Genomic DNA, 19,524 nt, shown 5'->3' with positions numbered 1-19,524 from the left:
CGGGCATCGTATCGGCGGGCGCGCCTCAGTGATACGAGACCGGCAGATCCTTCAGGCCATTGACGAATCCTGATCGCAGCCGCTGCGGCTCACCGAGCTTGCCGATGTCGGGAATCTGGTTGGCGATCTCGTCGAAGATCAGCTTGATCTCCATGCGGGCCAGGTTGGCGCCCACGCAGAAGTGCGCACCGTTGCCGCCGAAGCTCATATGCGGATTGGGGTCGCGCAGGATATTGAACTGGAACGGGTTGTCGAAGACGTCCTCGTCGTAGTTCGCCGAGCTGTAGAACAGGCCGGCCCGCTGTCCCTGGCGGATGGTGACACCGCCGACCTCGACGTCGGTGAGCGCGGTGCGCTGGAAGCAGTGGATCGGGGTGGCCCAGCGGATGATCTCGTCGACCGTGGTCTGCGGGCGCTCGCGCTTGAACAGCTCCCACTGGTCGGGGTTGTCGAAGAACGCGTTGATGCCATGGGTCATGGCATTGCGGGTCGTCTCGTTACCGGCCACCGCCAGCAGGATCACGAAGAACGCGAACTCGACCTCGCTCAAGGACTCACCATCGATGTCGGCTTGCACCAGGCGGGTGACGATGTCGTCGGCCGGGCACTGCCGGCGCTGCTCGGCCATCGTGTAGGCGTAGCCCATCAGCTCGGCATTGGACACCGTCGGGTCGTTGTCGAAGTCGGGGTCCTCGCTGTTCATGATGCTGTTGGTCCAGTGGAACAGCTTCTTGCGGTCCTCCTCCGGCACGCCCAGTAGATCGGCGATCGCCATCAGCGGCAACGGCATGGCGATGTCGTCGACGAAGTTCCCGGAGCCCTTCTCCTTGGCGGCGGTCACGATCTCGCGGGCCGCCACCGCCAGCTTCTCCTCGAGTCCGGCGACTGCCCGTGGGGTGAACAGGCGCGATACCAGCTTGCGTAGCCGGGTGTGCTCGGGGGCGTCGTGATTGATCAGCAGCGCCTTGGTGAGCTCCAGGCCTTCCTTGGGAGTGCCGTCGGGGAAGCGCATGATGACGCCCTGGGCGTTGGTGGACCACAGGTGGCTGTCCCGGGAGATGGCCTTGATGTCGCGGTGCTTGGTGATCACCCAATAGCCGCTGTCCCCGAAGACGTTGGAATCGGGGTCCTGCTCGTTCCACCACACCGGGGCGGTCTTTCGCAGCTGGGCCAGCTGGGTCACCGGCATGCCTTCGAGCAGGACATCGGGGTCGGTGAAGTCGAATCCCTTGCCGAAGGGGCAGACGCTCGTGGTCATCGTTTACCTCGCCGTTCGTGTGATGTAGGGCACTTTCATTAGACCATACACTCAAGCGATATGTGTATGCCCGACGCGGCTTCGGCGGTCGAGGGTCCGCGGGTAGGTTCGGCTGATGGCTGACCGCCCCGAACTCGATGAACTCCTGCAGCGGCGTGCGCTGACCGAGGACGCCGCGCGTCCTGACGCGGTGCAGCGCCGGCACGCGGCCGGCGGGCGGACAGCCCGGGAGAACATCGCCGACCTGGTCGATCCCGGCACCTTCGTCGAATACGGACGCTTCGCCATTGCCGCCCAGCGGCAGCGCCGCGACCTCGATGACCTCATCGCCAGAACCCCGGCCGACGGCCTGATCGCCGGCACCGCCCAGATCGACGGCCGGCCCTGCGCGGTGCTGTCCTACGACTACACCGTGCTGGCCGGCACCCAGGGTGTGTTCGGGCATCTGAAGAAGGACCGGCTTTTCGAGCTGATCGAGCGTATGCGGCTGCCCACCGTGTTCTTCGCCGAGGGTGGCGGCGGCCGCCCCGGTGACACCGACCATCCGACGGTGTCGTCGCTGGAGGTGCGGGCCTTCAAGCTGTGGGCCGCGCTGTCCGGTGTGGTGCCGCGGATCGCCGTCGTCAAGGGCCGCTGCTTCGCCGGCAATGCCGTGATCGCCGGTTGCTCGGATCTGATCGTGGCCACCGCGGACACCTCGATCGGCATGGGTGGCCCGGCGATGATCGCCGGCGGCGGGCTGGGCGAGGTCGCCCCCGACGCCGTCGGACCGATCTCGGTGCAGGCGCCCAACGGCGTGGTCGACGTTGTCGTCGCCGACGAAGCCGAGGCGGTCGCCGTCACCAAGCGCCTGATGGGCTACTTCCAGGGGCCGACGGCGCCCGGCCCGGCAGCCGACCAAACCCCTTTGCGCACAATCGTTCCCGAGCGGGCCCGACGCGCCTACCCGGTGGGCCCGGTGATCGAGACCATTGCCGACGAGGGCACGGTGACTTTCCTGCGGGAGAAGTTCGCACCCGAGATGGTGACCGCGCTGGCGCGTATCGAGGGTCGGCCCGTCGGGGTGATCGCCAACAATTCGATGGTGATGGCGGGGGCGATCACCGCCGCCGCGGCCGACAAGGCGGCCCGTTTCCTGCAACTGTGCGACACCTTCGGTATCCCGATCGTCTCGCTCATCGACTGCCCGGGATACATGGTCGGCCCGGCCGCCGAGTCCGAGGCGCTGGTTCGGCGCGCCTCCCGGCTGCTCGTCGCCGGCGCCGCGATGCGGGTGCCGATGGTGGCGGTGGTGCTGCGCCGTGGTTACGGTCTCGGCGCCCAGGCGATGACCGGCGGCAGCCTGCGTGAGCCGCTGCTGACGGTGGCTTGGGCCGGTGCGCACCTGGGGCCGATGGGTCTGGAGGGTGCGGTGCGGTTGGGCATGCGCAAGGAGTTGGAGGCCATCGCCGACGACGCCGAGCGCGAGCAGCGGGTGCGCCAGGCCACCGCCGCCGCCCAGGACCACGCCAAGGCGCTCAACGCCGCCCAGCTCTTCGAGATCGACGACGTCATCGACCCGGCCGAAACCCGTGCTCTGATCGCTGCGACGTTCGCCGCGGCGACCGCGCACGGCGAACTGCGGCCGCCGCACCGGTTCGTCGACACCTGGTGAATTAGGGTGTGCGTGTGCGCGTCCTCGTGATCGGATCCGGTGCCCGCGAACACGCTCTGCTGTTGGGGCTCCGAAGAGACCCGCAGGTGGAGTTCCTGGCCGTCGCCCCGGGCAATGCTGGCACCTCCGCGGTGGCCGAACAGCACGATGTCGACGTCACCTCTGCCGAGGCGGTCACCGCGCTGGCCGGCAAGCTTACTGTCGACCTGGTGGTGGTCGGGCCGGAAGTGCCTTTGGTACTCGGCGTCGCCGACGCGGTGCGCGCCGCGGGGATCGCCTGTTTCGGTCCGTCGAAGGATGCCGCCCGTATCGAGGGGTCCAAGGCGTTCGCCAAAGACGTGATGGCTGCCGCCGGTGTGCGCACCGCGGTCAGCGAGACCGTCGACAACCCAGCCCATCTCGACGCGGCCCTGGATCGCTTCGGGCCGGCCGCCGGGCAGCCGGCCTGGGTGGTCAAGGACGACGGATTGGCCGCAGGCAAGGGTGTGGTGGTCACCGCCGACCGGGACGCCGCCCGCGCGCATGCCGCGGAATTGCTCGAGTCCGGGCACCCAGTGCTGCTGGAGTCCTTCCTGGACGGCCCCGAGGTCTCGCTGTTCTGTCTGGTCGACGGAGCCACCGTCGTGCCACTGTTGCCCGCACAGGATTTCAAGCGCGTTGGTGACAACGACGCAGGCCCCAATACTGGTGGTATGGGCGCCTATTCGCCGCTGCCCTGGCTGCCCGACGAGGTGACCGCAGCGATCGTCAGCGATGTCGTGGAGCCCGTCGCCGCCGAGCTGGTTCGTCGGGGTTGCCCGTTCTCCGGACTGCTCTACGCCGGTCTGGCCATCACGTCCAACGGTCCCGCGGTCGTCGAATTCAACTGCCGCTTCGGTGATCCCGAGACCCAAGCCGTGCTGGCACTGTTGGATTCCCCACTAGGGCAGGTGCTGCACGCAACGTCCACCGGCACCCTGGCCGAATTCGGCCCGCTGCAGTGGCGCGACGGCTACGCCGTGACCGTGGTGCTCGCCGCCGAGAACTATCCGGGGCGGCCACGGGTCGGTGACGTGATCGTCGGGTCGGAAACCGATGGTGTGCTGCATGCTGGTACGGCCCGCCGCGGCGACGGTGCCGTGGTGTCCTCCGGCGGCCGGGTGCTGTCCGTGGTGGGAACCGGCGCGGATCTACTCGCGGCACGTGAGTCTGCTTATGCGGTGCTGTCCTCAGTCCGGTTGCCGGGCAGCCACTTCCGGTCCGATATTGGCCTAGCCGCCGCCGAAGGCCGCGTCGCGGTGCCCGGGCGGTGACGCGCTCGAACCGGCGGAGTGGCCGATGAACAACGCTTACGGCGAGGCGTTCCCCGGCGCGGTGAACGTCGTCTGAGCCGTCAGGCTGTCAACAGCGGGGCCATCCACGCCAGCTCGGCGGGCAGCTGGGCACTCCAGAACGCCGCGTCATGGCCGCCGGGGGAGAACCCGCCAGCGGGCGGGTTCGGTAGCTGCGCGATGAACTGCTTGGTGGCGCCGTAGAACGGATCGCTGTTGCCGCAATCGATCCGGATGGGGATCGACGCCAGCGCGGGCAAGCCAAACACACTGTTGGCGGCGAAATCGTCGGCGCTCTCGAAGGCGCCGGGTGCGGTTGCCCCGTAGGACGTCCACAGGGCAGGACTGACCGCGGTGATCGCCGCGGTGCGCGCCGGACCGAGCCGGGCGCCCAGCAGCAGCGCGCCGTAGCCGCCCATCGACCAGCCGAGGAACGCCACCCGTGAGGTGTCGAGTCCCTTGTCGGCGAGCAGCGGGATCAGCTCGCCCAGAACCATCGATCCGGCGCGGTCACCGGACGGGCGGTCATGCCAGTAGGCCTCACCACCGTCGACCGAGACGACGGCGAATGGTGGCAGGCCCGCATTGACAGCCTGGGCCAGACCCTGCTCGACCCCACCGGCCATCACGGTCGCGGCGTCGCTCCATCGGCCGTGCAGGGCGATCACCGGACGCAATGGCGCGGTCTGGCCGGGCGGGCGGGCGATCGCCCAGTTCGTCGTAACGCCGCCGCGGGCCGCTGAGACGAACGATCCGGTGACCATGGTGGGCGCCGCTGCGGCGGGTTCCCGGGGCGGGGGCGGCAGCAGGGGTGCGCCGACACCGGCCATCGCGACATTCGGCCCGGCCAGCCGGGGGGCGGCCTCGGGTGTCATACCCAGCGCGTATGCCCCGGCCGCGCCGGCTGCTGCTCCAGCGCCGAGTCGCAGGACGGCGCGTCGGCTCAGGTTCGCCATGGCGGCCATCTTGCCATCTGGGCCGGACGCCGGCCCCGGTCAGCTGGGAATCAGATTAGGAATTGCGATTTCCCTCACACCTCATATAGTTATATTGTTTAGATGACATGCTAGCTCAGGAGGTGACATGCCGGCATACTCGGTGATCGAGGATCGGTCCTCACGTGTTGAATCGGCAGATCGTTCGAACGAGCCATCTCATGTCGTGCGAGCCGAGGTGGACTTACGGGGCAGATTCGTTGCGGCGGCCGACTGGGTACTGGTGACCGACGGGTTCGCCAATTTCAAGGTCAAAGAGGTGTGCCGACGGGCGGGCTTGTCGACGCGTTGCTTCTACGGCGTCTTCGCGAACAAAGATGAACTGCTGGCAGCCATGTTGGAGAAGCAGTTCACCGGGGCGGCTGGGCACTTGCGACGGACGATCGACCCCGAGCTACCCCCCGTGCAGCGCGTGCGCGCCCACATCGACGCGATGCTTGACTTCGGATTCGACAGGCGTTTCGACATGCCGCTGGCACTGTTCGCAATGTACTGGCGCGCGTTGCTCCCGCATTTCCACGAGTTGGCCGAGCGCTGTGTTGCGGACTTCCTTGCTTCGCTAGTGGACGCCATCGCCGAAGGCGCCGCCGACGGTGCGCTCCACAGTCCGGATCCCTGGGCCGACGCCAAGGCCATCTTCCACTTGGTGGTCGCTCTGCTGTTCGATCAGCCCTCCAGTGTCGACCGACGCGCGGAAGTGGAGGTCACGGTGCGGCGGCTGGTGGGGCGAGCACTCAAAGCGCCTGCACTGGTTTCTCCGCAATAGTCCGTGGTCCGCACTTGTGACGTGCCCGACGGCAGCCGGAAAGGGAGGGTATGAAAGCCAATCTGGAGTCGCAGTAGACGTTTGAGCCTGGCGTCGATATGCAGTCGCCAATCGCTGACGAGCTGGCTGAAAAGCTCACCCGCAGTGGACTTGTCGCAGATTCCGTAGCCATCCACCCGGGTCTGGTCGGCGTTCGGGAAGTCGCGTCCGCGTCGGCGTGCGCGCAGGCAGCGATAGCGACCGCCACGCAACGCGTAGCGCCGGTGGTCATCGCCGCGGCGGTTCGCCGACTCCTGAGGTCAACGTAGCGCTCTTAGTGCCGTTGGAGCACTGATCCCCAAATACGTTCCTGGAACTGCATTTGCGCCTTGCATGACAGGTGTGTGGGAGTCGCGCTGAGCTTGCCGCGGGTCCCGAAAGATCGGGTTCGAAGGACGAACCGATGTCCGAACAACGAAAACACGGTTCCACAATTAGGGGTGACGCAATGCATGACGACGGCTCTAGGGTGATCGGGAACATAAACAGCTGCAGGAGGATTGAGTTGTCCGTGTCGCCGCCAGCGAGCAAACAGTTGGGGGGAAAGCTGTGACTGTGCCCAGTGGGCTAATCAAGCCGATGCGCGGCGTCGGCGAGTTCTATGCGATGACATTGGACACGCTGATGATGATTCCGCGTCGCCCGTTCGCCCTGCGTGAGTTCGTCACCCAGTGTTGGTTCATTGCGCGGGTATCGCTGGCTCCGTCGCTGCTGCTCGCTCTTCCGTTCACGGTCCTGTCCTCGTTCACCCTCAACGTCCTGCTCGTCGACTTCGGCGCGTCCGACTTCGCCGGCGCGGCAACGGGTATCACGTTGGCTCAGCTCGGTCCGATCGTGACTGTTCTGGTTGTGGCGGGAGCGGCGTCGACGGCCATCTGCGCCGATCTCGGGTCGAGGACCATCCGTGAGGAACTCGATGCGCTGCGTGTGCTCGGAATCAATCCAATCCAATCTTTGGTCGTTCCAAGGGTTTGCGCAGCAACCGTGATAGCAACGCTGTTGGCGGCCATCGTTTCGGTCGCCACGCTGGCCGGGTCCTTCTGGTTCGCTGTGTTTGTTCAGAACGTCACGCCCGGAGCCTATGCCGCCGGACTGACTGTCATCACCGGTGCAACAGACATCGCGGTCGCGTTCATCAAGGCGGCGCTGTTCGGCCTGGCAGCCAGCCTTATCGGCTGCTACAAGGGCATTTCGGTCGGGGGTGGACCCGCGGGCGTGGGCAATGCCGTCAACGAGACTGTCGTGTATTCGTTCATCTCGCTCTACGTCATCAACGTACTGATCACAGCAGTGCAGTTCGGAGGGCCGCAGTGAGTAGCAGAGCAAGCGTTCCTTCCGCGCCATTCCTCAGGGTCCGGCGAGTGTTCGCCCCGGTTGTCGGCACCTGGGATCGCATCGGAATCCAAACAGCGTTCTACGGCAGGACCTTACGGTCAATCGGTGATGCGCTGATCCACTACAAGTCCGAAATCATCCGGCTGATCGCGCAGATGAGCCTGGGCACCGGAGCCCTAGCCCTCGTCGGTGGCACAGTGGTGGTCATCGGTTTCCTCACCCTGTCCGCTGGCGCGCTGATCGCGGTTCAGGGCTACAACCAGTTGTCCGGAATCGGCGTCGAGGCGTTGACGGGGTTCATCTCTGCCTACGCCAATGTTCGCCTGATCGCTCCGGTGACCGCAGGCATTGCGCTCGCTGCCACCATTGGGGCCGGTGCCACTGCGCAGTTGGGAGCGATGCGAATCTCCGAGGAGATCGACGCCCTTGAAGTGATGGGGGTGCGCTCAATTGCCTACCTGGCTTCCACCCGGGTCTTCACCGGGGTCATCGTGGTGATCCCGCTGTACTGCGTCGCAGTGGTGATGTCATTCCTGGCCGCCCGGTTGGGGACCACCATGGTCTATGGCCAGTCGACCGGTGTCTACGACCACTACTTCAACACCTTCCTCATCCCTGCCGACCTGATGTGGTCCTTCGTCCAGGTCATCATGATGGCAATCGGGATCATGCTGATTCACACCTATTACGGCTACACGGCTTCCGGCGGACCGGCTGGCGTCGGGGAGGCTGTCGGCCGGGCGGTCCGCGCCTCGCTGGTATCACTGGTCTTCGTCAATCTGTTGACATCGCTGGCCATCTACGGCCAGTCCGGTAACTTCCATCTGGCGTCGTAGCCCATGGAACCCAGACCCGGAGAACGCACTCTCAAGCCAGGGTGGTGCACGCTCATCCTTGTGGTGGCCCTCGCGGCCGCAGTGGCGCTCACCGTCGCCCTCTATCGTGGATCCTTCAATTCCGTTGTGCCAGTGACACTGACCTCTGACCGGGCTGGTCTGGTGATGGAACCGGGTGGCAAGGTCATGCTCAATGGCATCCAGGTCGGCCAGGTGGCCGACGTCCGAGGTGGCTCTGACGGCGTCGATCTCAAGCTCGATATCGCAGCAGACCAGATCAAATACATCCCGGCCAACGTGGGTGCGCAGATCCGGGCCACCACCGCCTTCGGATCCAAATTCGTCGACCTCGTCTATCCGGATGACCCCAGTGCGAAGCGACTGGCTGCCGGCGCGGTGCTGCGCTCGCGCAATGTCACCACCGAGGTCAACACCGTCTTCCAGAATCTGGTAGGGCTGTTGGATCAGGTCGATTCCTCGAAGCTCAACGCGGTTCTGACCACCCTTTCGGATGGTTTCCGCGGCCAGGGTGAACGGATCGGCGAGGCCATCACTGACGGCAATCAGCTTCTGCTGCAGCTCAATCCGCGCAGCGAGGCGATCAGACAGGACTGGCAGGCACTCAAAGGAGTCAGTGATGCCTACGGCGGAGCGGCCGACGATATCGTCCGCATCCTCGATGCGGCCAGCACCACGAGTGCGACCATCGCAGGCCACGCCACCGCGCTGGATTCGCTGTTGCTCAGCACGATTGGATTTGCCGACACTGGGATCAACGTTCTCGGATCGAACAAGCAGAACTTCATCGATGCGATCAACACGCTTGAGCCGACGACCGCGCTGCTGCTGAAGTACGACCCGGAGATCACCTGCACGCTGGTCGGCGCCTACAACGGCTTACCGGACTTCCTCGCCTCCACCGGTGGAAATGGATACTCGGAGATCACCGACTCTGCGATCCTCCTCGGCGACGACCCCTACCAATATCCGGACAACCTGCCGATGGTGAAGGCCAAGGGTGGCCCCGGGGGTAAGCCTGGCTGTGGTTCGTTGCCCGACGTCACCAAGATGTTCCCGGTGCGCCAATTGATCACCAACACCGGCTTTGGAACCGGCCTTGACTGGCGCCCCAACCCCGGCATCGGTCATCCCTGCTGGGTGGACTATCTCCCTGCGACACGGGCAGTTCCGCAGCCCCCCAGCATTCGCAAGTGCCTGCCAGGGCCTGCCCCCGGACCGGTGACGGCGCCGGGTATGCCGCCCTACGGTGCTGCCCTGTACGGACCTGGCGGTGTCCCGCTGTGGCCCGGTATCCCACCCGCTGGTACGCCGCCTCCGGTCCCTGTTCCGGGCACACCGGTGGCGCCCGGGAAGATCCCACCGGATCAGGCACCAGCGGTGTTCTCCGCACCGCCGCCGCCAGTAGCGCCCGCAGCACCCGACAGTGCCACCCCTACGCCGTGATGCGTCCGGCCAACGAAGGAATGACGTTGTGAGAGCCAGTCTGACAGGGACCCTGTGGCGTCTCGGTGTCTTCGCCGCCACCTGCCTGTTCGGGATGTTCGCGCTGTTCGCCATCTTCGGGCAGCTCCGCTTCGACGAGGGCAAGACCTACCGGGCGCTCTTCACCAATGTCACCGGGCTCGCCGGTGGCAACTTCGTGCGGATCGGCGGCGTCGAGGTCGGCAAGGTGAAGAGCATCACGGTTCAGCCGGATGCGGTTGTCGACGTTGAGTTCTCGGCCGATCCGTCGGTGGTACTGACCGAGGGAAGCCGAGCGGTGATCCGGTACGACAATCTTGCCGGCGGCCGCTATCTGGCCTTGGAAGAAGGCGCCGGGGGAACCAAGATCCTGCCACCGGGCGGCACCATTCCGTTGGCGAATACCGCGCCCGCTCTTGATCTGGATTCGCTGATCGGCGGCTTCCGGCCGCTGTTCCGCGCGTTGAACCCTGATCAGGTCAATGAGCTCACCGGGCAACTGATTTCCGCGTTCCAGGGTCAGGGCGACACCATTGGTTCGTTTCTGACCCAGACCGCATCGGTGACCAACACGCTGGCCGACCGCGACGAGTTGATCGGCCAGGTTATTTCCAACCTGAATACGGTACTCGGATCACTGGGTGACCAGACCGATCAGTTCGACAAGGCGATCACGTCGTTGTCGGATCTGGTCAAGGGGCTCGCGGACCGCCGCTCGGAGATCGCTGCCGGCTTGGCCTACACCAACGATGCCACCGGTACCTTTGCCGACCTACTAGCGCAGGCCAGGGAACCGTTGAAAGATGTTCTGAAGCAGACGGATCGGTCCTCGACGCTCGTCGTTGCCGACCGTGACTACGTCGACAATCTGATCAACAATCTGCCCGAGAAATACAAGTTGTTGAGCAGGCAGGGACTCTACGGGGACTACTTCAGTTTCTACCTGTGTGACATCACTCTGAAAGTCAACGGTAAGGGTGGCCAGCCGGTGTACATCAAGGTCGCCGGTCAAACCACAGGACGGTGTGCGCCAAAGTGAAATCGTTCTCCGAGCGCAATCCCATCGTGGTCGGCGCCATCGGCTTGGGCCTGACGCTACTCGCGGTGCTGATCGCACTGCAGTATCGCAACCTGCCGTTCTTGAATTCGGACAAGCAATACACCGCCTACTTCTCCGAGGCAGGCGGGCTGAACACAAATTCCGCCGTGCAGGTCTCCGGTTACAAGGTCGGTCAGGTCTCCAGCGTGAAGCTCGATGGCAACCGGGTGGTAGTGAACTTCAAGGTGGACAAAACGATTCGGCTGGGCGAGCGAACCGAAGCGATCATCAAGACCAAGAGCCTGCTGGGGAGCAAGATCCTGGAAGTCGTTCCCCGAGGTGACGGTAACCTGTCGGGGCCGATTCCGCTGGATCGCACCACGCCGCCCTATCAGTTGGCCGATGCCCTCGGTGATCTGAGTTCGACGGTCGAGGCCATCAACACCGACCAACTCTCCACCTCGTTGTCGACGCTGGCGGAGACGTTTTCCAAGACACCACCGGAGTTGCAGGTGGCAGTGCAGGGGTTGGCCAGGTTTTCGACGTCGCTGAACAATCGCGATGAGCAGCTGCGCACCTTGCTGGCCAATGCGAACAAGGCGACCAAAGTCCTGGCTGCCCGCAGCGATCAGGTGGTCAGCCTGATCTCGGACAGTAACGCTCTGCTCGGCCAGTTGCGGAACGAAAGCGCGGCATTGGACCAGATCGCCGGCAACTTGTCGGCAGTGTCCAAGCAGCTGTCCGGGTTTGTGGGCGAGAACCGTGAGACGTTCCGCCCGACGATCGATCGGCTCAACGTTGTTCTGGGCATTCTCGCAAACCGCAAGGAGCGGATTCAGCTCTCATTGCACCGGTTGAACGCCTACGCGCTCGCACTCGGTGAGTCGGTGTCGTCCGGGCCCTGGTTCAGTTCCTACATCGCCAACTTGATGCCCGGTCAGTTCGTACAACCGTTCATCGATGCCGCCTTCTCCGATCTGGGACTGGATCCGAGTGTGTTGCTGCCCAGTCAGCTTCACAATCCTCAGACCGGCCAGCCCGCGACACCAGCATTGCCAATGCCGTTCCCACGGACCGGGCAAGGTGGCGAGCCGAATCTGAATCTGCCCGATGCCATCACCGGCAATCCTGGAGATCCCCGGTACCCCTATCGTGAGCCGTTGCCGGCGCCGCCCCCGGGTGGCCCGCCTCCCGGTCCGCCGGCGGGCTCACCCCTCCCGGCGCCTACGCCGACCCCATTCCAGGTTCTGGCGCCTGGTGAGGTCGCCCCGACCGCGGAGCCCGGCTCGTGAGCCCGCGGGTGCGGCGGATGGCATTGGCCGCATTGCTGGCAGTCGCGTTGGTCGCCGGTGTGGTGGTGGCGGTCCGATCGACGTCCGGTGCCGGGAGAACACAGGTGACTGCGTACTTCGAGAACAGCAACGGCATCTACCCGGGTGACGAGGTTCGCATTCTCGGGGTGCCGGTGGGCGAGGTCGCCACCATCGAACCGCAGCCGCGGCAGGCCAAGATCACGTTCTGGGTGGACGACCAGTACAGGATCCCGGCCGATGCCAAGGCGGTGATCCTGTCGCCGTCCGTGGTGTCTGCTCGTGCGATTCAGTTGACGCCGGCCTATACCGGCGGCCCTGTGCTGGCCGACCATGCCGTCATTCCCCGCGACCGCACTGCGGTTCCGGTGGAGTGGGACGATCTGCGCACCCAGCTGGACAGGCTGAGCCAGACGTTGCAGCCGACGGAGCCGGGCGGAGTGTCCACGATGGGCAGCTTCGTCAACACTGTCGCCGACAACCTGCGGGGCCAGGGAGCCGACATCCGGCGGACCGTGATCAAGCTGTCGCAGTCGTTGTCCATTCTCGGTGACCACTCCGGCGATATCTTCGGCACCGTCAAGAACCTGGCAATCCTGGTTTCGGCGCTGCGCGACAGCACCGATCTCATGCGGCAGCTGAACACCAACTTCGCCGCCGTCACCACACTGCTCGCCGATGATCCCGGTGCTGTCGGTAGAGCGATCTCCGACCTCAACACCGCCCTGACCGACGTGCGTGGCTTTGTCGCCGACAACAAGGAACCGTTGGGCACCAGCTTCGACAAGCTGGCCCAGATCGCGTCGGCGTTAGGCGGAAGTCTGGATGACATCAAGCAGGCGCTGCACATGTTCCCCAACACGATCCAGAACTACGCCAACATCTATCAGCCGGCGCAAGGCGACGCGCCAACCGGCGCCATCGCGGGATCCAATTTCGCGAATCCGATCCAGTTCATCTGCTCGGCCGTTCAGGCCGCATCGCGGCTCAACGCCGAACAGTCGGCAAAGCTGTGCGTGCAGTACCTGGCGCCGATCGTGAAGAACCGCCAGTACAACTTCCTCGGACCCATCGGGATGAATCCTTTGGTCGGGGCGTCAGCGCGGCCCAACGAGGTCACCTATAGCGAGGATTGGATGAGACCCGACTACGTTCCCCCGGCTGCCCCTGTGCCGGCGGATGCTGCGGCGCAAGGACCCGCGCCGGCCGGAACGCAACCTGCGTTGCCTGCCGAAGCCCCCGGCTCCTCTGATCCGGTCGCGACGAATCCGGGCGCGGGGTTGACCGGCATGATGATGCCGGGCGGGGCGGGATCATGAAGTGCGCTGTATCGCGATGCGCGATAGCCGTATTGGTTTCGGCAGTGATCATGGGTGTGGTGTCGGGTTGCGGGTGGAAAGGACTGAACTCAATCCCGTTGCCGGGCACTAAAGGCGGCGGACCGGGTTCGTACCTGATCCAGGTTCAGATGCCCGATGTGGTCAACATTCAGCAGAACGCCCGCGTGCGGGTGGCCGACGTCAACGTGGGCACCGTGACGGAGATCGAACGGCAGGGCTGGCACGCGTTGCTGACCCTGCGGCTCGACGGTGACGTCCACCTGCCCGCCAACGCGACGGCGAAGATCGGCCAGACCAGCCTGCTGGGATCGACCCATATCGAACTGGCACCCCCGACGAACGTCCCGGCGGAGGGGCGGCTGCACGAAGGGTCGCTGATTCCGCTGGCCAACGCGGGGGCATATCCGACCACCGAACAGACGTTGTCCGCGGTGTCGCTGCTGCTGAACTCCGGTGGTGTCGGCCAGATCCAGGATGTTGTTCAGACCTTCAGCACTGCGCTGCGTGGGCGTGAACAAGATCTTCGCAGCCTCCTCGTACAACTCGACACGTTCGTCGCGAATATCGACGGCCAGACTGCGGACATCATCAGTGCGACGGACAGTCTCAACCGGGTGGTGGGTAAGTTCGCCGCGCAGAAGCCGGTGCTGGACAAGGCACTGACCACCATTCCGAATGCGCTGGTGGTGCTGAAGCAGGAGCGCTCGAACCTTGCCGACGCGCTGGTCAAGATCGGCCAGTTCAGCGCCATCGCGGGGGATTCGGTGAAGCAGACCAAAGAGAATCTGGTCAAGGAACTGCGTGAGCTCAGCCCGGTGATCAAGTCCCTGGCCGATGCAGGACCGGCTATGACACGGTCGTTCAGCAGTCTGCTCACCTACCCGTTCCCCAACGAGACGCTGGACAACTGGTTTCGTGGAGACTACGGAAACCTCAGTGCGATCATCGATCTCACGTTGAGCCGCATCGATTCCTCCTACTTCGTCGGGACCCGCTTCGAGGGAGACCTGACCCAGTTGGAGATGCAGTGGGGCCGGACGATCGGCCAGTTGCCCAGCCCTTACACCTCCGCCAATCCGTTGGTGGCGCCCTACCATCTCGATCAGGGACCGTGACATGCATCTGAGCAGACGTATCAAGATTCAGCTCGCGATCTTTGCCGTCGTTGCCTTGGTCTTTGGACTCGTTCTCGTCTTCGGCTACATCAAGCTGCCGGCGATGTTCGGGGTGGGGCGCTACACCGTCACCATGGAACTGCCCCGCTCGGCCGGGCTCTACCCCTCCGGCAACGTCACCTATCGCGGCACCCAGGTGGGCAAGGTGGAATCGGTTGGCCTGACCGACAACGGCCATGTCGCAGCGGTGTTGTCGATGTATGACGGAGTGCGGATTCCCTCCAATCTCGAAGCGGAGGTACACAGTCAGTCGGCTTTGGGTGAGCAGTATGTGGCTCTGCTGCCCAAGGATGACACGTCGCCGCCGCTGAAGAACGGGGCGGTGATCCCGCTCAAGGACACCTCCGTTCCGCCCGCCATCGACGCGGTGCTCGACGCCACCAACCGCGGCCTCAAGGCGATACCGCATGACAGCTTGAAGACCGCGATCGACGAGTCTTACACCGCACTGGGCGGATTGGGCCCGGAGTTCTCCCGGCTGGTCAAGGGGTCGACCAGCCTGGCGATCGACGGCAGGGCCAATCTCGACTCGTTGACCACGCTCATCGATCAATCGGCGCCGCTGCTCGACTCGCAAGCCGATACCGGCGGCGAGGTTCAGGCGTGGGCAGCACATCTCGCCGACGTCACCGCGCAGTTGCGTGACCACGATGCAGCGGTGACGGGAGTGCTCAACAATGCCGGTCCGGCGGTTGACGAGGCACGTCAGTTGTTCGAGCGGGTAAAACCCACGTTGCCGGTCTTGCTGGCCAATTTGGTCACCGTCGGCCGCGTCGCGATCACCTACCAGGACGGTCTGGAACAACTCCTCGTGTTGGTGCCACAAACGACCGCACTGGGGGCTGGCAGCTTTGTCGCCAACAAGACCAATCCGGGTCACCACGAAGGGTATCTGGACTTCAACCTCGATGTGAACCTTCCGCAGCCATGCACGACCGGCTATCTGCCCGCCTCCCAGCGGCGTAGCCCGGCACTCACCGATGCGCCGGAGAGGATCGAGGGTGATATCTACTGCCGGGTTCCTCAGGATGCCCAGCAGGATGTGCGCGGAGTTCGAAACCTGCCGTGTGAGACCAAGCCCGGCAAGCGCGCGCCGACGGTGAAGATGTGTGAGAGCGACAAGGAGTACGTACCGCTCAACGACGGCGCGAACTGGAAGGGCGATCCCAATGCGACGGACTCCGGCCAGGATGTTCCGCAGCTGGAGTTCCTGATTCCCAACCCCGTCAAAGCTGCCGCTTCGGAGTCGGCACCACCGCCAAATCCGGCGCTTGCCGTCGCGCAATACGATCAGGCGACCGGTTCCTATGTCGCTCCCGACGGAAAGGTGTATACCCAGGCCGATCTGGCGCAGAACGCAACGCAGGAGAAAACGTGGCAGTCGATGTTGACACCACCGCCAGCCAACTGAGGGACCCGGTCGATGCGGAGGTAGCCGCTTCGGACAGTCCATCTCCAGGTGTCCAGCCATCGCTGGCGGGACGGCCGGTGCGCCAAGCGTTGTTACTTGGAGCAGTCACGGTCGTGGTACTTCTCGGGTTGGTCTGCTGGCTTGGCTACCGCGCACACGGCTCTCGTGAAGCCGAGCATCAGCGGGCGGATTTTCTACAGGCAGGGCGGCAAGCTGCGGTGGATCTGACCAGCATGGACTACACCAAGGTGGATGCCGACGTTGCCCGTGTCCTTGGTTCGGCCACGGGCAAATTCCACGACGACTTCCAGCAGCGCTCGCAGCCGTTGGTGGAGGTGATCAAGAGAACCCAGTCCGTCTCGGTGGGATCAATCGTCGAGGCCGGGCTGGAGTCCGTCGGACCCGATTGGGCGAAAGTCATTGTCGCGGTGCAGGTCAAGACTGCAAGTCCGAATGATCCGAATACCCACAGGGTGCAGGGCTGGCGGATGCGGATCGACGTCCAGCGGGTCGGGCAGGCGATCAAGGTTGCCGATGTGGAGTTCGTCCGGTGACCGCGCACCCTGTCGAGGAACTCCAGGAGGACAGCACCGAGCCCCGTAGGCTGCCGGGCGATGAGCTGGTCGACATGATTCCTGATGCCCCCCGCAAGAACCGGGACCGCTGGGGTCGTGTGATCGGCTACGTGGCATTGCCGGTCATCGCGCTGGGGTTGGCGCTGGGCGCAGGGTTTCTTCGATGGGAGGATTCCTCGGCCCGCGATTCGGTCACGGCGGCAACGGGTGCTGTCGCGGCAGCCCGCGACAGCACCGCCGCTCTCCTGAGCTATCAGTGGACCACGGTGGACCAAGATCTGGACGCTGCTCGGGGGCGGCTCACCGGATCTTTTCGGGACCAGTACAGCAAGCTGATCAGCGACGTCGTAATACCGGGATCGAAGCAGAAGAACATCTCGGTCGTCGCGACGGTACCGTCGGCGGGATCGGTATCTGCGAGCGAAAGCCACGCAGTGGTAATCGTTTTCGTCGACCAGAAGACCACCATCGGCAACGCTGCTCCAGCTGATAGTTCCTCGAGCGTGCGGGTCACCTTGGACAAGATCGCCGACCGGTGGTTGATCTCGGGCTTTGAGCCGATCTGACACATGAAGGGCGTGGCTGCGTGAGTAGAAGATTCCTGAGGCGGATGGCTGTCGCGACCTGCGCAGTGTTATCGGTGGCAGCGCTACCGGTGCCGCCGCTCGCACAGGCCGACAATGCCCGGCTGAACAAGAGTGTCGTCGCCAACGTCATTACGCTGCAGCAGCAGGCCGGCTGCCAGGCGACGATCAAGATCAATCCCAAACTGCGGCTTGCTGCGCAGTGGCAGACCGAGGACGTGCTGAACAATCAGGCCCTCGATGGTGACATCGGCTCTGACGGTTCGACCGCGCAGGACCGGGCCAAGAACGCCGGTTACGTTGGCGCCGTGTCGGAAACGGTCGCCATCAACCCGGCCCTGGCCATCAACAATCTTGAGATCCTCAATCAGTGGTACTACCGGGCCGACTACTACAAGATCATGACCGACTGCAGCAACCGCGACATCGGTGTGTGGTCGGAGAACAGTTTTGATCGCAGCGTGGTGGTTGCCGTCTACGGAAAGGGTGACGATTCGGCCCACTGAGCGCTAGTGCGGACCGATTATCCGGGCGATGAACGGCAACAGCATGTGTTCGATCTCGTCGCGGGGAGTGGCCGGGCGCAGCGTGGCCTGATCGGCTGTCACACTGGCGACCAGGAAGTAGATCGCCCGGGCGTCGTCAACCGGATCGTCGGAGTCGAACTCCCCGGATGCTGTGCCCTCGAAGATTGCCTCGGCCAACGGCGCGATCACGAGCTCGATGCAACGCTCGAGTTCCTCGGGGTAGCTGGGCATCAGTTCGCGCCAATGTGACCCGAACAACGAGGTTGGCCGGCGCTTGTCGTCGAGATACGCCATGTCGAGCAACGCCCCGACGTAGGCGAACACTTTCGCGTAGGGCGTGGTTACCGCATCGGTGTGCTGCCGAAGCCACACAGCATTATTGGCGAACTGACGTTCCAACAGCGCGAGCAGCAGATCGGTCTTCTTGCCGAAATGCCGATAGAAGCTGCGGGTGGAAAGGCCGGCCATCTTGAGTACGCTGTCGACTTTGAACCCCCACCACCCGCTGCGTTCGAGCACCTGCATGGCCGCGGAAAGCAGCCGGTCGCGCTCGTCGACTGAGTGCCCGGGAGCGGTTCCACTCTCGGGGGAGCTGGATTGTTGGTTCTCGGAATCAGACGACATGTCGCATCGTTCGGTAGTTCACCCGGCAGTGAAGATTCGGAGTTCGATGCCGAATGATTCGGCTGCGATGAGGGATATTCCGGCCAGAGAGGCCGCCGCGCAGACAGCCATCGCCGGGATGAGGGTCAGAGTGTCGATGTCGCCGTCATCTAGTGGACCCTGGACGCCGGGTGCCGTGCCCAGGAACAGTTTGGCCAGCCAGCTCCTGCGGATTGCGTTGAGCGGGGCTGCGATACGCTTTCTCTCGCGGTGTCGGCGAAGTAATGCCCGAGCTGCGAAGGACGCCACGAACACGACAATTGCAGCCAGTATGAGAAGCCATCCGGCGACGGACTGACTGATTGGCAACACTAGTGGCCGGCCGAACGGATCTGCGCGAGCCGCTGGCCCCGGTGGTACACATGCATGGTGCAACCGGAGCCGGCCTGGTCGAGGTAGCGCGAGGCTTGCGACCGCAGGTGGGAAAGCTGAACGGCAATCACTTGCGTGCCGGACATTTCCTGCTGTCGTTGTGATGTCACCTGTTGGTGCGAAACCGGCTCGATACGAAGGGCTACCCGGCCGCGCCGAATCACCTGCAGCGTGTCGCCGCCTGCCACCCGCTGCAAGTATCTACATGTGTCGGCGCGGAGCTGACCCACGCCGATCGTCTCGATCATCAGTTCATTCTGGTTGCGCTGAGGTCCGGTGGCGACTGATTGCCATCACCGTTTCGAGAACCGCGTTTGCAACGGCCCGAAATGGCGTTCCCAGTCGATCTTCCATGAAGTGCTACACCCTGTTGCGTCAGGTCGCTACCTTGGCCTGGTGGAGCAACACGGTGTCGTCATCGCTTGTGCAGCGGCGTGTCTAGTAGTGCTGTCAGCGTGTTCGAGTACTCCTGCCGAACCGGCTCTGCGCTCCGGCGAGCTCGCTGTCGGAACCGCATCGGTCACTGTCAACGGGCAGGATCTCGGCAAGACCAGTGCGGTGTCGTGCGTCCGAAATGGCAACCTCACCACGATCAGCACCGGTGACGTATCGGCCGGGACCACGACAGTCCTTGACAACAGCCACGGTCTGACAACCAAATCGGTGAGCATCCGCAATCTTGGCGGATTCACCGGCAGCTACTGGCAGGGCCTCGACGGTAGTGGGAATCTGAAGACCTCTGGCGCTACCTTCGACCTTGACGGCGAGGCGTACGGATTCAACGCCGACAACCCCAGTGCTCGCACCACCGGAACATTTCGCATCAAGGTTGCGTGCTGAGTCTCTGCGAATT

Annotated in this window: 19 protein-coding genes; 15 read left to right on the top strand and 4 right to left on the bottom strand. The window is 64.2% G+C overall.

Annotation, left to right across the window (positions count from 1 at the left end):
- Positions 1 to 25 precede the first annotated feature (25 nt).
- Positions 26 to 1,258 (bottom strand): cytochrome P450, encoded by a 1,233-nt coding sequence (locus G6N35_RS15785; protein ID WP_163805101.1) that lies wholly within the window; start codon positions 1,256 to 1,258, stop codon positions 26 to 28.
- 115 nt (positions 1,259 to 1,373) lie between these two features.
- Here G6N35_RS15785 and G6N35_RS15780 point away from each other — a divergent pair, with 115 nt between their 5' ends.
- Both G6N35_RS15780 and purD read left to right on the top strand, forming a co-directional pair.
- Entirely contained in the window at positions 1,374 to 2,912 is a 1,539-nt protein-coding gene (locus tag G6N35_RS15780) for an acyl-CoA carboxylase subunit beta (protein ID WP_163805100.1), read from the top strand.
- 14 nt (positions 2,913 to 2,926) lie between these two features.
- Entirely contained in the window at positions 2,927 to 4,204 is a 1,278-nt protein-coding gene (gene purD / locus G6N35_RS15775; protein WP_163805099.1) for a phosphoribosylamine--glycine ligase, read from the top strand.
- 80 nt (positions 4,205 to 4,284) lie between these two features.
- Here purD and G6N35_RS15770 read toward each other — a convergent pair whose 3' ends face one another.
- On the bottom strand, positions 4,285 to 5,187 hold the full coding sequence (locus G6N35_RS15770) for an alpha/beta hydrolase (RefSeq protein WP_163805098.1): 903 nt from the start codon (positions 5,185 to 5,187) through the stop codon (positions 4,285 to 4,287).
- Positions 5,188 to 5,305: 118 nt separating this feature from the next.
- Between G6N35_RS15770 and G6N35_RS15765 the strand changes: the two genes are divergently transcribed.
- From G6N35_RS15765 to G6N35_RS15710, 12 genes are all read left to right on the top strand, one after another.
- Positions 5,306 to 5,983 carry a TetR/AcrR family transcriptional regulator gene (locus tag G6N35_RS15765; protein ID WP_163805097.1) on the top strand — a complete coding sequence of 226 codons (678 nt, stop codon included), beginning with the start codon at positions 5,306 to 5,308 and terminating at the stop codon, positions 5,981 to 5,983.
- A 618-nt stretch (positions 5,984 to 6,601) separates the two neighbouring features.
- The gene (locus G6N35_RS15760) at positions 6,602 to 7,336 is read left to right on the top strand and encodes an MlaE family ABC transporter permease (protein ID WP_179967366.1); all 735 of its coding nucleotides are present in this window, start codon (positions 6,602 to 6,604) and stop codon (positions 7,334 to 7,336) included.
- A 47-nt stretch (positions 7,337 to 7,383) separates the two neighbouring features.
- Positions 7,384 to 8,193, top strand: coding sequence for an ABC transporter permease (locus G6N35_RS15755; RefSeq protein ID WP_246224327.1), 810 nt, complete (start codon positions 7,384 to 7,386; stop codon positions 8,191 to 8,193).
- 3 nt (positions 8,194 to 8,196) lie between these two features.
- The gene (locus G6N35_RS15750) at positions 8,197 to 9,657 is read left to right on the top strand and encodes an MCE family protein (RefSeq protein WP_163805095.1); all 1,461 of its coding nucleotides are present in this window, start codon (positions 8,197 to 8,199) and stop codon (positions 9,655 to 9,657) included.
- 28 nt (positions 9,658 to 9,685) lie between these two features.
- Positions 9,686 to 10,714, top strand: coding sequence for a virulence factor Mce family protein (locus G6N35_RS15745; RefSeq protein WP_163807709.1), 1,029 nt, complete (start codon positions 9,686 to 9,688; stop codon positions 10,712 to 10,714).
- On the top strand, positions 10,711 to 12,006 hold the full coding sequence (locus tag G6N35_RS15740; protein WP_163805094.1) for an MCE family protein: 1,296 nt from the start codon (positions 10,711 to 10,713) through the stop codon (positions 12,004 to 12,006). Before G6N35_RS15745 ends, G6N35_RS15740 begins: the two co-directional genes overlap by 4 nt.
- 17 nt (positions 12,007 to 12,023) lie before the next feature.
- Positions 12,024 to 13,343, top strand: coding sequence for an MCE family protein (locus tag G6N35_RS15735; RefSeq protein ID WP_163807710.1), 1,320 nt, complete (start codon positions 12,024 to 12,026; stop codon positions 13,341 to 13,343).
- Positions 13,340 to 14,479 carry an MCE family protein gene (locus G6N35_RS15730; protein ID WP_163805093.1) on the top strand — a complete coding sequence of 380 codons (1,140 nt, stop codon included), beginning with the start codon at positions 13,340 to 13,342 and terminating at the stop codon, positions 14,477 to 14,479. Before G6N35_RS15735 ends, G6N35_RS15730 begins: the two co-directional genes overlap by 4 nt.
- Position 14,480: 1 nt before the next feature.
- Positions 14,481 to 15,950, top strand: a complete 1,470-nt coding sequence (locus G6N35_RS15725; RefSeq protein WP_163805092.1) for an MCE family protein — start codon at positions 14,481 to 14,483, stop codon at positions 15,948 to 15,950.
- A complete protein-coding gene (locus tag G6N35_RS15720) occupies positions 15,914 to 16,504 on the top strand; it encodes an Rv1363c family protein (protein ID WP_163805091.1) in 591 nt (196 codons plus the stop codon). The genes G6N35_RS15725 and G6N35_RS15720 overlap by 37 nt, the downstream gene beginning before the upstream one ends.
- Entirely contained in the window at positions 16,501 to 17,091 is a 591-nt protein-coding gene (locus tag G6N35_RS15715) for an Rv1363c family protein (protein ID WP_246224326.1), read from the top strand. The genes G6N35_RS15720 and G6N35_RS15715 overlap by 4 nt, the downstream gene beginning before the upstream one ends.
- A gap of 44 nt (positions 17,092 to 17,135) precedes the next feature.
- Positions 17,136 to 17,615 carry a CAP domain-containing protein gene (locus G6N35_RS15710; RefSeq protein WP_163805090.1) on the top strand — a complete coding sequence of 160 codons (480 nt, stop codon included), beginning with the start codon at positions 17,136 to 17,138 and terminating at the stop codon, positions 17,613 to 17,615.
- 3 nt (positions 17,616 to 17,618) lie between these two features.
- On the opposite strand, the gene G6N35_RS15705 is transcribed toward G6N35_RS15710, so the two are convergent.
- Positions 17,619 to 18,260: a TetR/AcrR family transcriptional regulator gene (locus G6N35_RS15705; RefSeq protein ID WP_163805089.1), complete on the bottom strand. Its 642-nt coding sequence runs from the start codon at positions 18,258 to 18,260 to the stop codon at positions 17,619 to 17,621.
- Between the two features lie 350 nt (positions 18,261 to 18,610).
- Positions 18,611 to 18,919, bottom strand: coding sequence for a hypothetical protein (locus tag G6N35_RS15700; RefSeq protein WP_163805088.1), 309 nt, complete (start codon positions 18,917 to 18,919; stop codon positions 18,611 to 18,613).
- A 148-nt stretch (positions 18,920 to 19,067) separates the two neighbouring features.
- Here G6N35_RS15700 and G6N35_RS15695 point away from each other — a divergent pair, with 148 nt between their 5' ends.
- The gene (locus G6N35_RS15695; RefSeq protein WP_246224325.1) at positions 19,068 to 19,511 is read left to right on the top strand and encodes a lipoprotein LpqH; all 444 of its coding nucleotides are present in this window, start codon (positions 19,068 to 19,070) and stop codon (positions 19,509 to 19,511) included.
- Positions 19,512 to 19,524 lie beyond the last annotated feature (13 nt).

Origin of the sequence: Mycolicibacterium anyangense, from assembly GCF_010731855.1 — a bacterium.
Taxonomy (GTDB): Bacteria; Actinomycetota; Actinomycetes; order Mycobacteriales; family Mycobacteriaceae; genus Mycobacterium; species Mycobacterium anyangense.
Note: the sequence above shows the minus strand (reverse complement) of the source record. Positions and strands in the feature narration are given on the sequence as shown.

Coding starts and splice junctions, on each gene's coding strand:
- G6N35_RS15735 (WP_163807710.1), top strand. CDS start 12,024: ATGGCATTGGCCGCATTGCTGGCAGTCGCGTTGGTCGCCGGTGTGGTG.
- G6N35_RS15760 (WP_179967366.1), top strand. CDS start 6,602: ATGCGCGGCGTCGGCGAGTTCTATGCGATGACATTGGACACGCTGATG.
- G6N35_RS15785 (WP_163805101.1), bottom strand. CDS start 1,258: ATGACCACGAGCGTCTGCCCCTTCGGCAAGGGATTCGACTTCACCGAC.
- G6N35_RS15730 (WP_163805093.1), top strand. CDS start 13,340: ATGAAGTGCGCTGTATCGCGATGCGCGATAGCCGTATTGGTTTCGGCA.
- G6N35_RS15770 (WP_163805098.1), bottom strand. CDS start 5,187: ATGGCCGCCATGGCGAACCTGAGCCGACGCGCCGTCCTGCGACTCGGC.
- G6N35_RS15710 (WP_163805090.1), top strand. CDS start 17,136: ATGGCTGTCGCGACCTGCGCAGTGTTATCGGTGGCAGCGCTACCGGTG.
- G6N35_RS15780 (WP_163805100.1), top strand. CDS start 1,374: ATGGCTGACCGCCCCGAACTCGATGAACTCCTGCAGCGGCGTGCGCTG.
- G6N35_RS15705 (WP_163805089.1), bottom strand. CDS start 18,260: ATGTCGTCTGATTCCGAGAACCAACAATCCAGCTCCCCCGAGAGTGGA.
- G6N35_RS15725 (WP_163805092.1), top strand. CDS start 14,481: ATGCATCTGAGCAGACGTATCAAGATTCAGCTCGCGATCTTTGCCGTC.
- G6N35_RS15700 (WP_163805088.1), bottom strand. CDS start 18,919: ATGATCGAGACGATCGGCGTGGGTCAGCTCCGCGCCGACACATGTAGA.
- G6N35_RS15765 (WP_163805097.1), top strand. CDS start 5,306: ATGCCGGCATACTCGGTGATCGAGGATCGGTCCTCACGTGTTGAATCG.
- G6N35_RS15750 (WP_163805095.1), top strand. CDS start 8,197: ATGGAACCCAGACCCGGAGAACGCACTCTCAAGCCAGGGTGGTGCACG.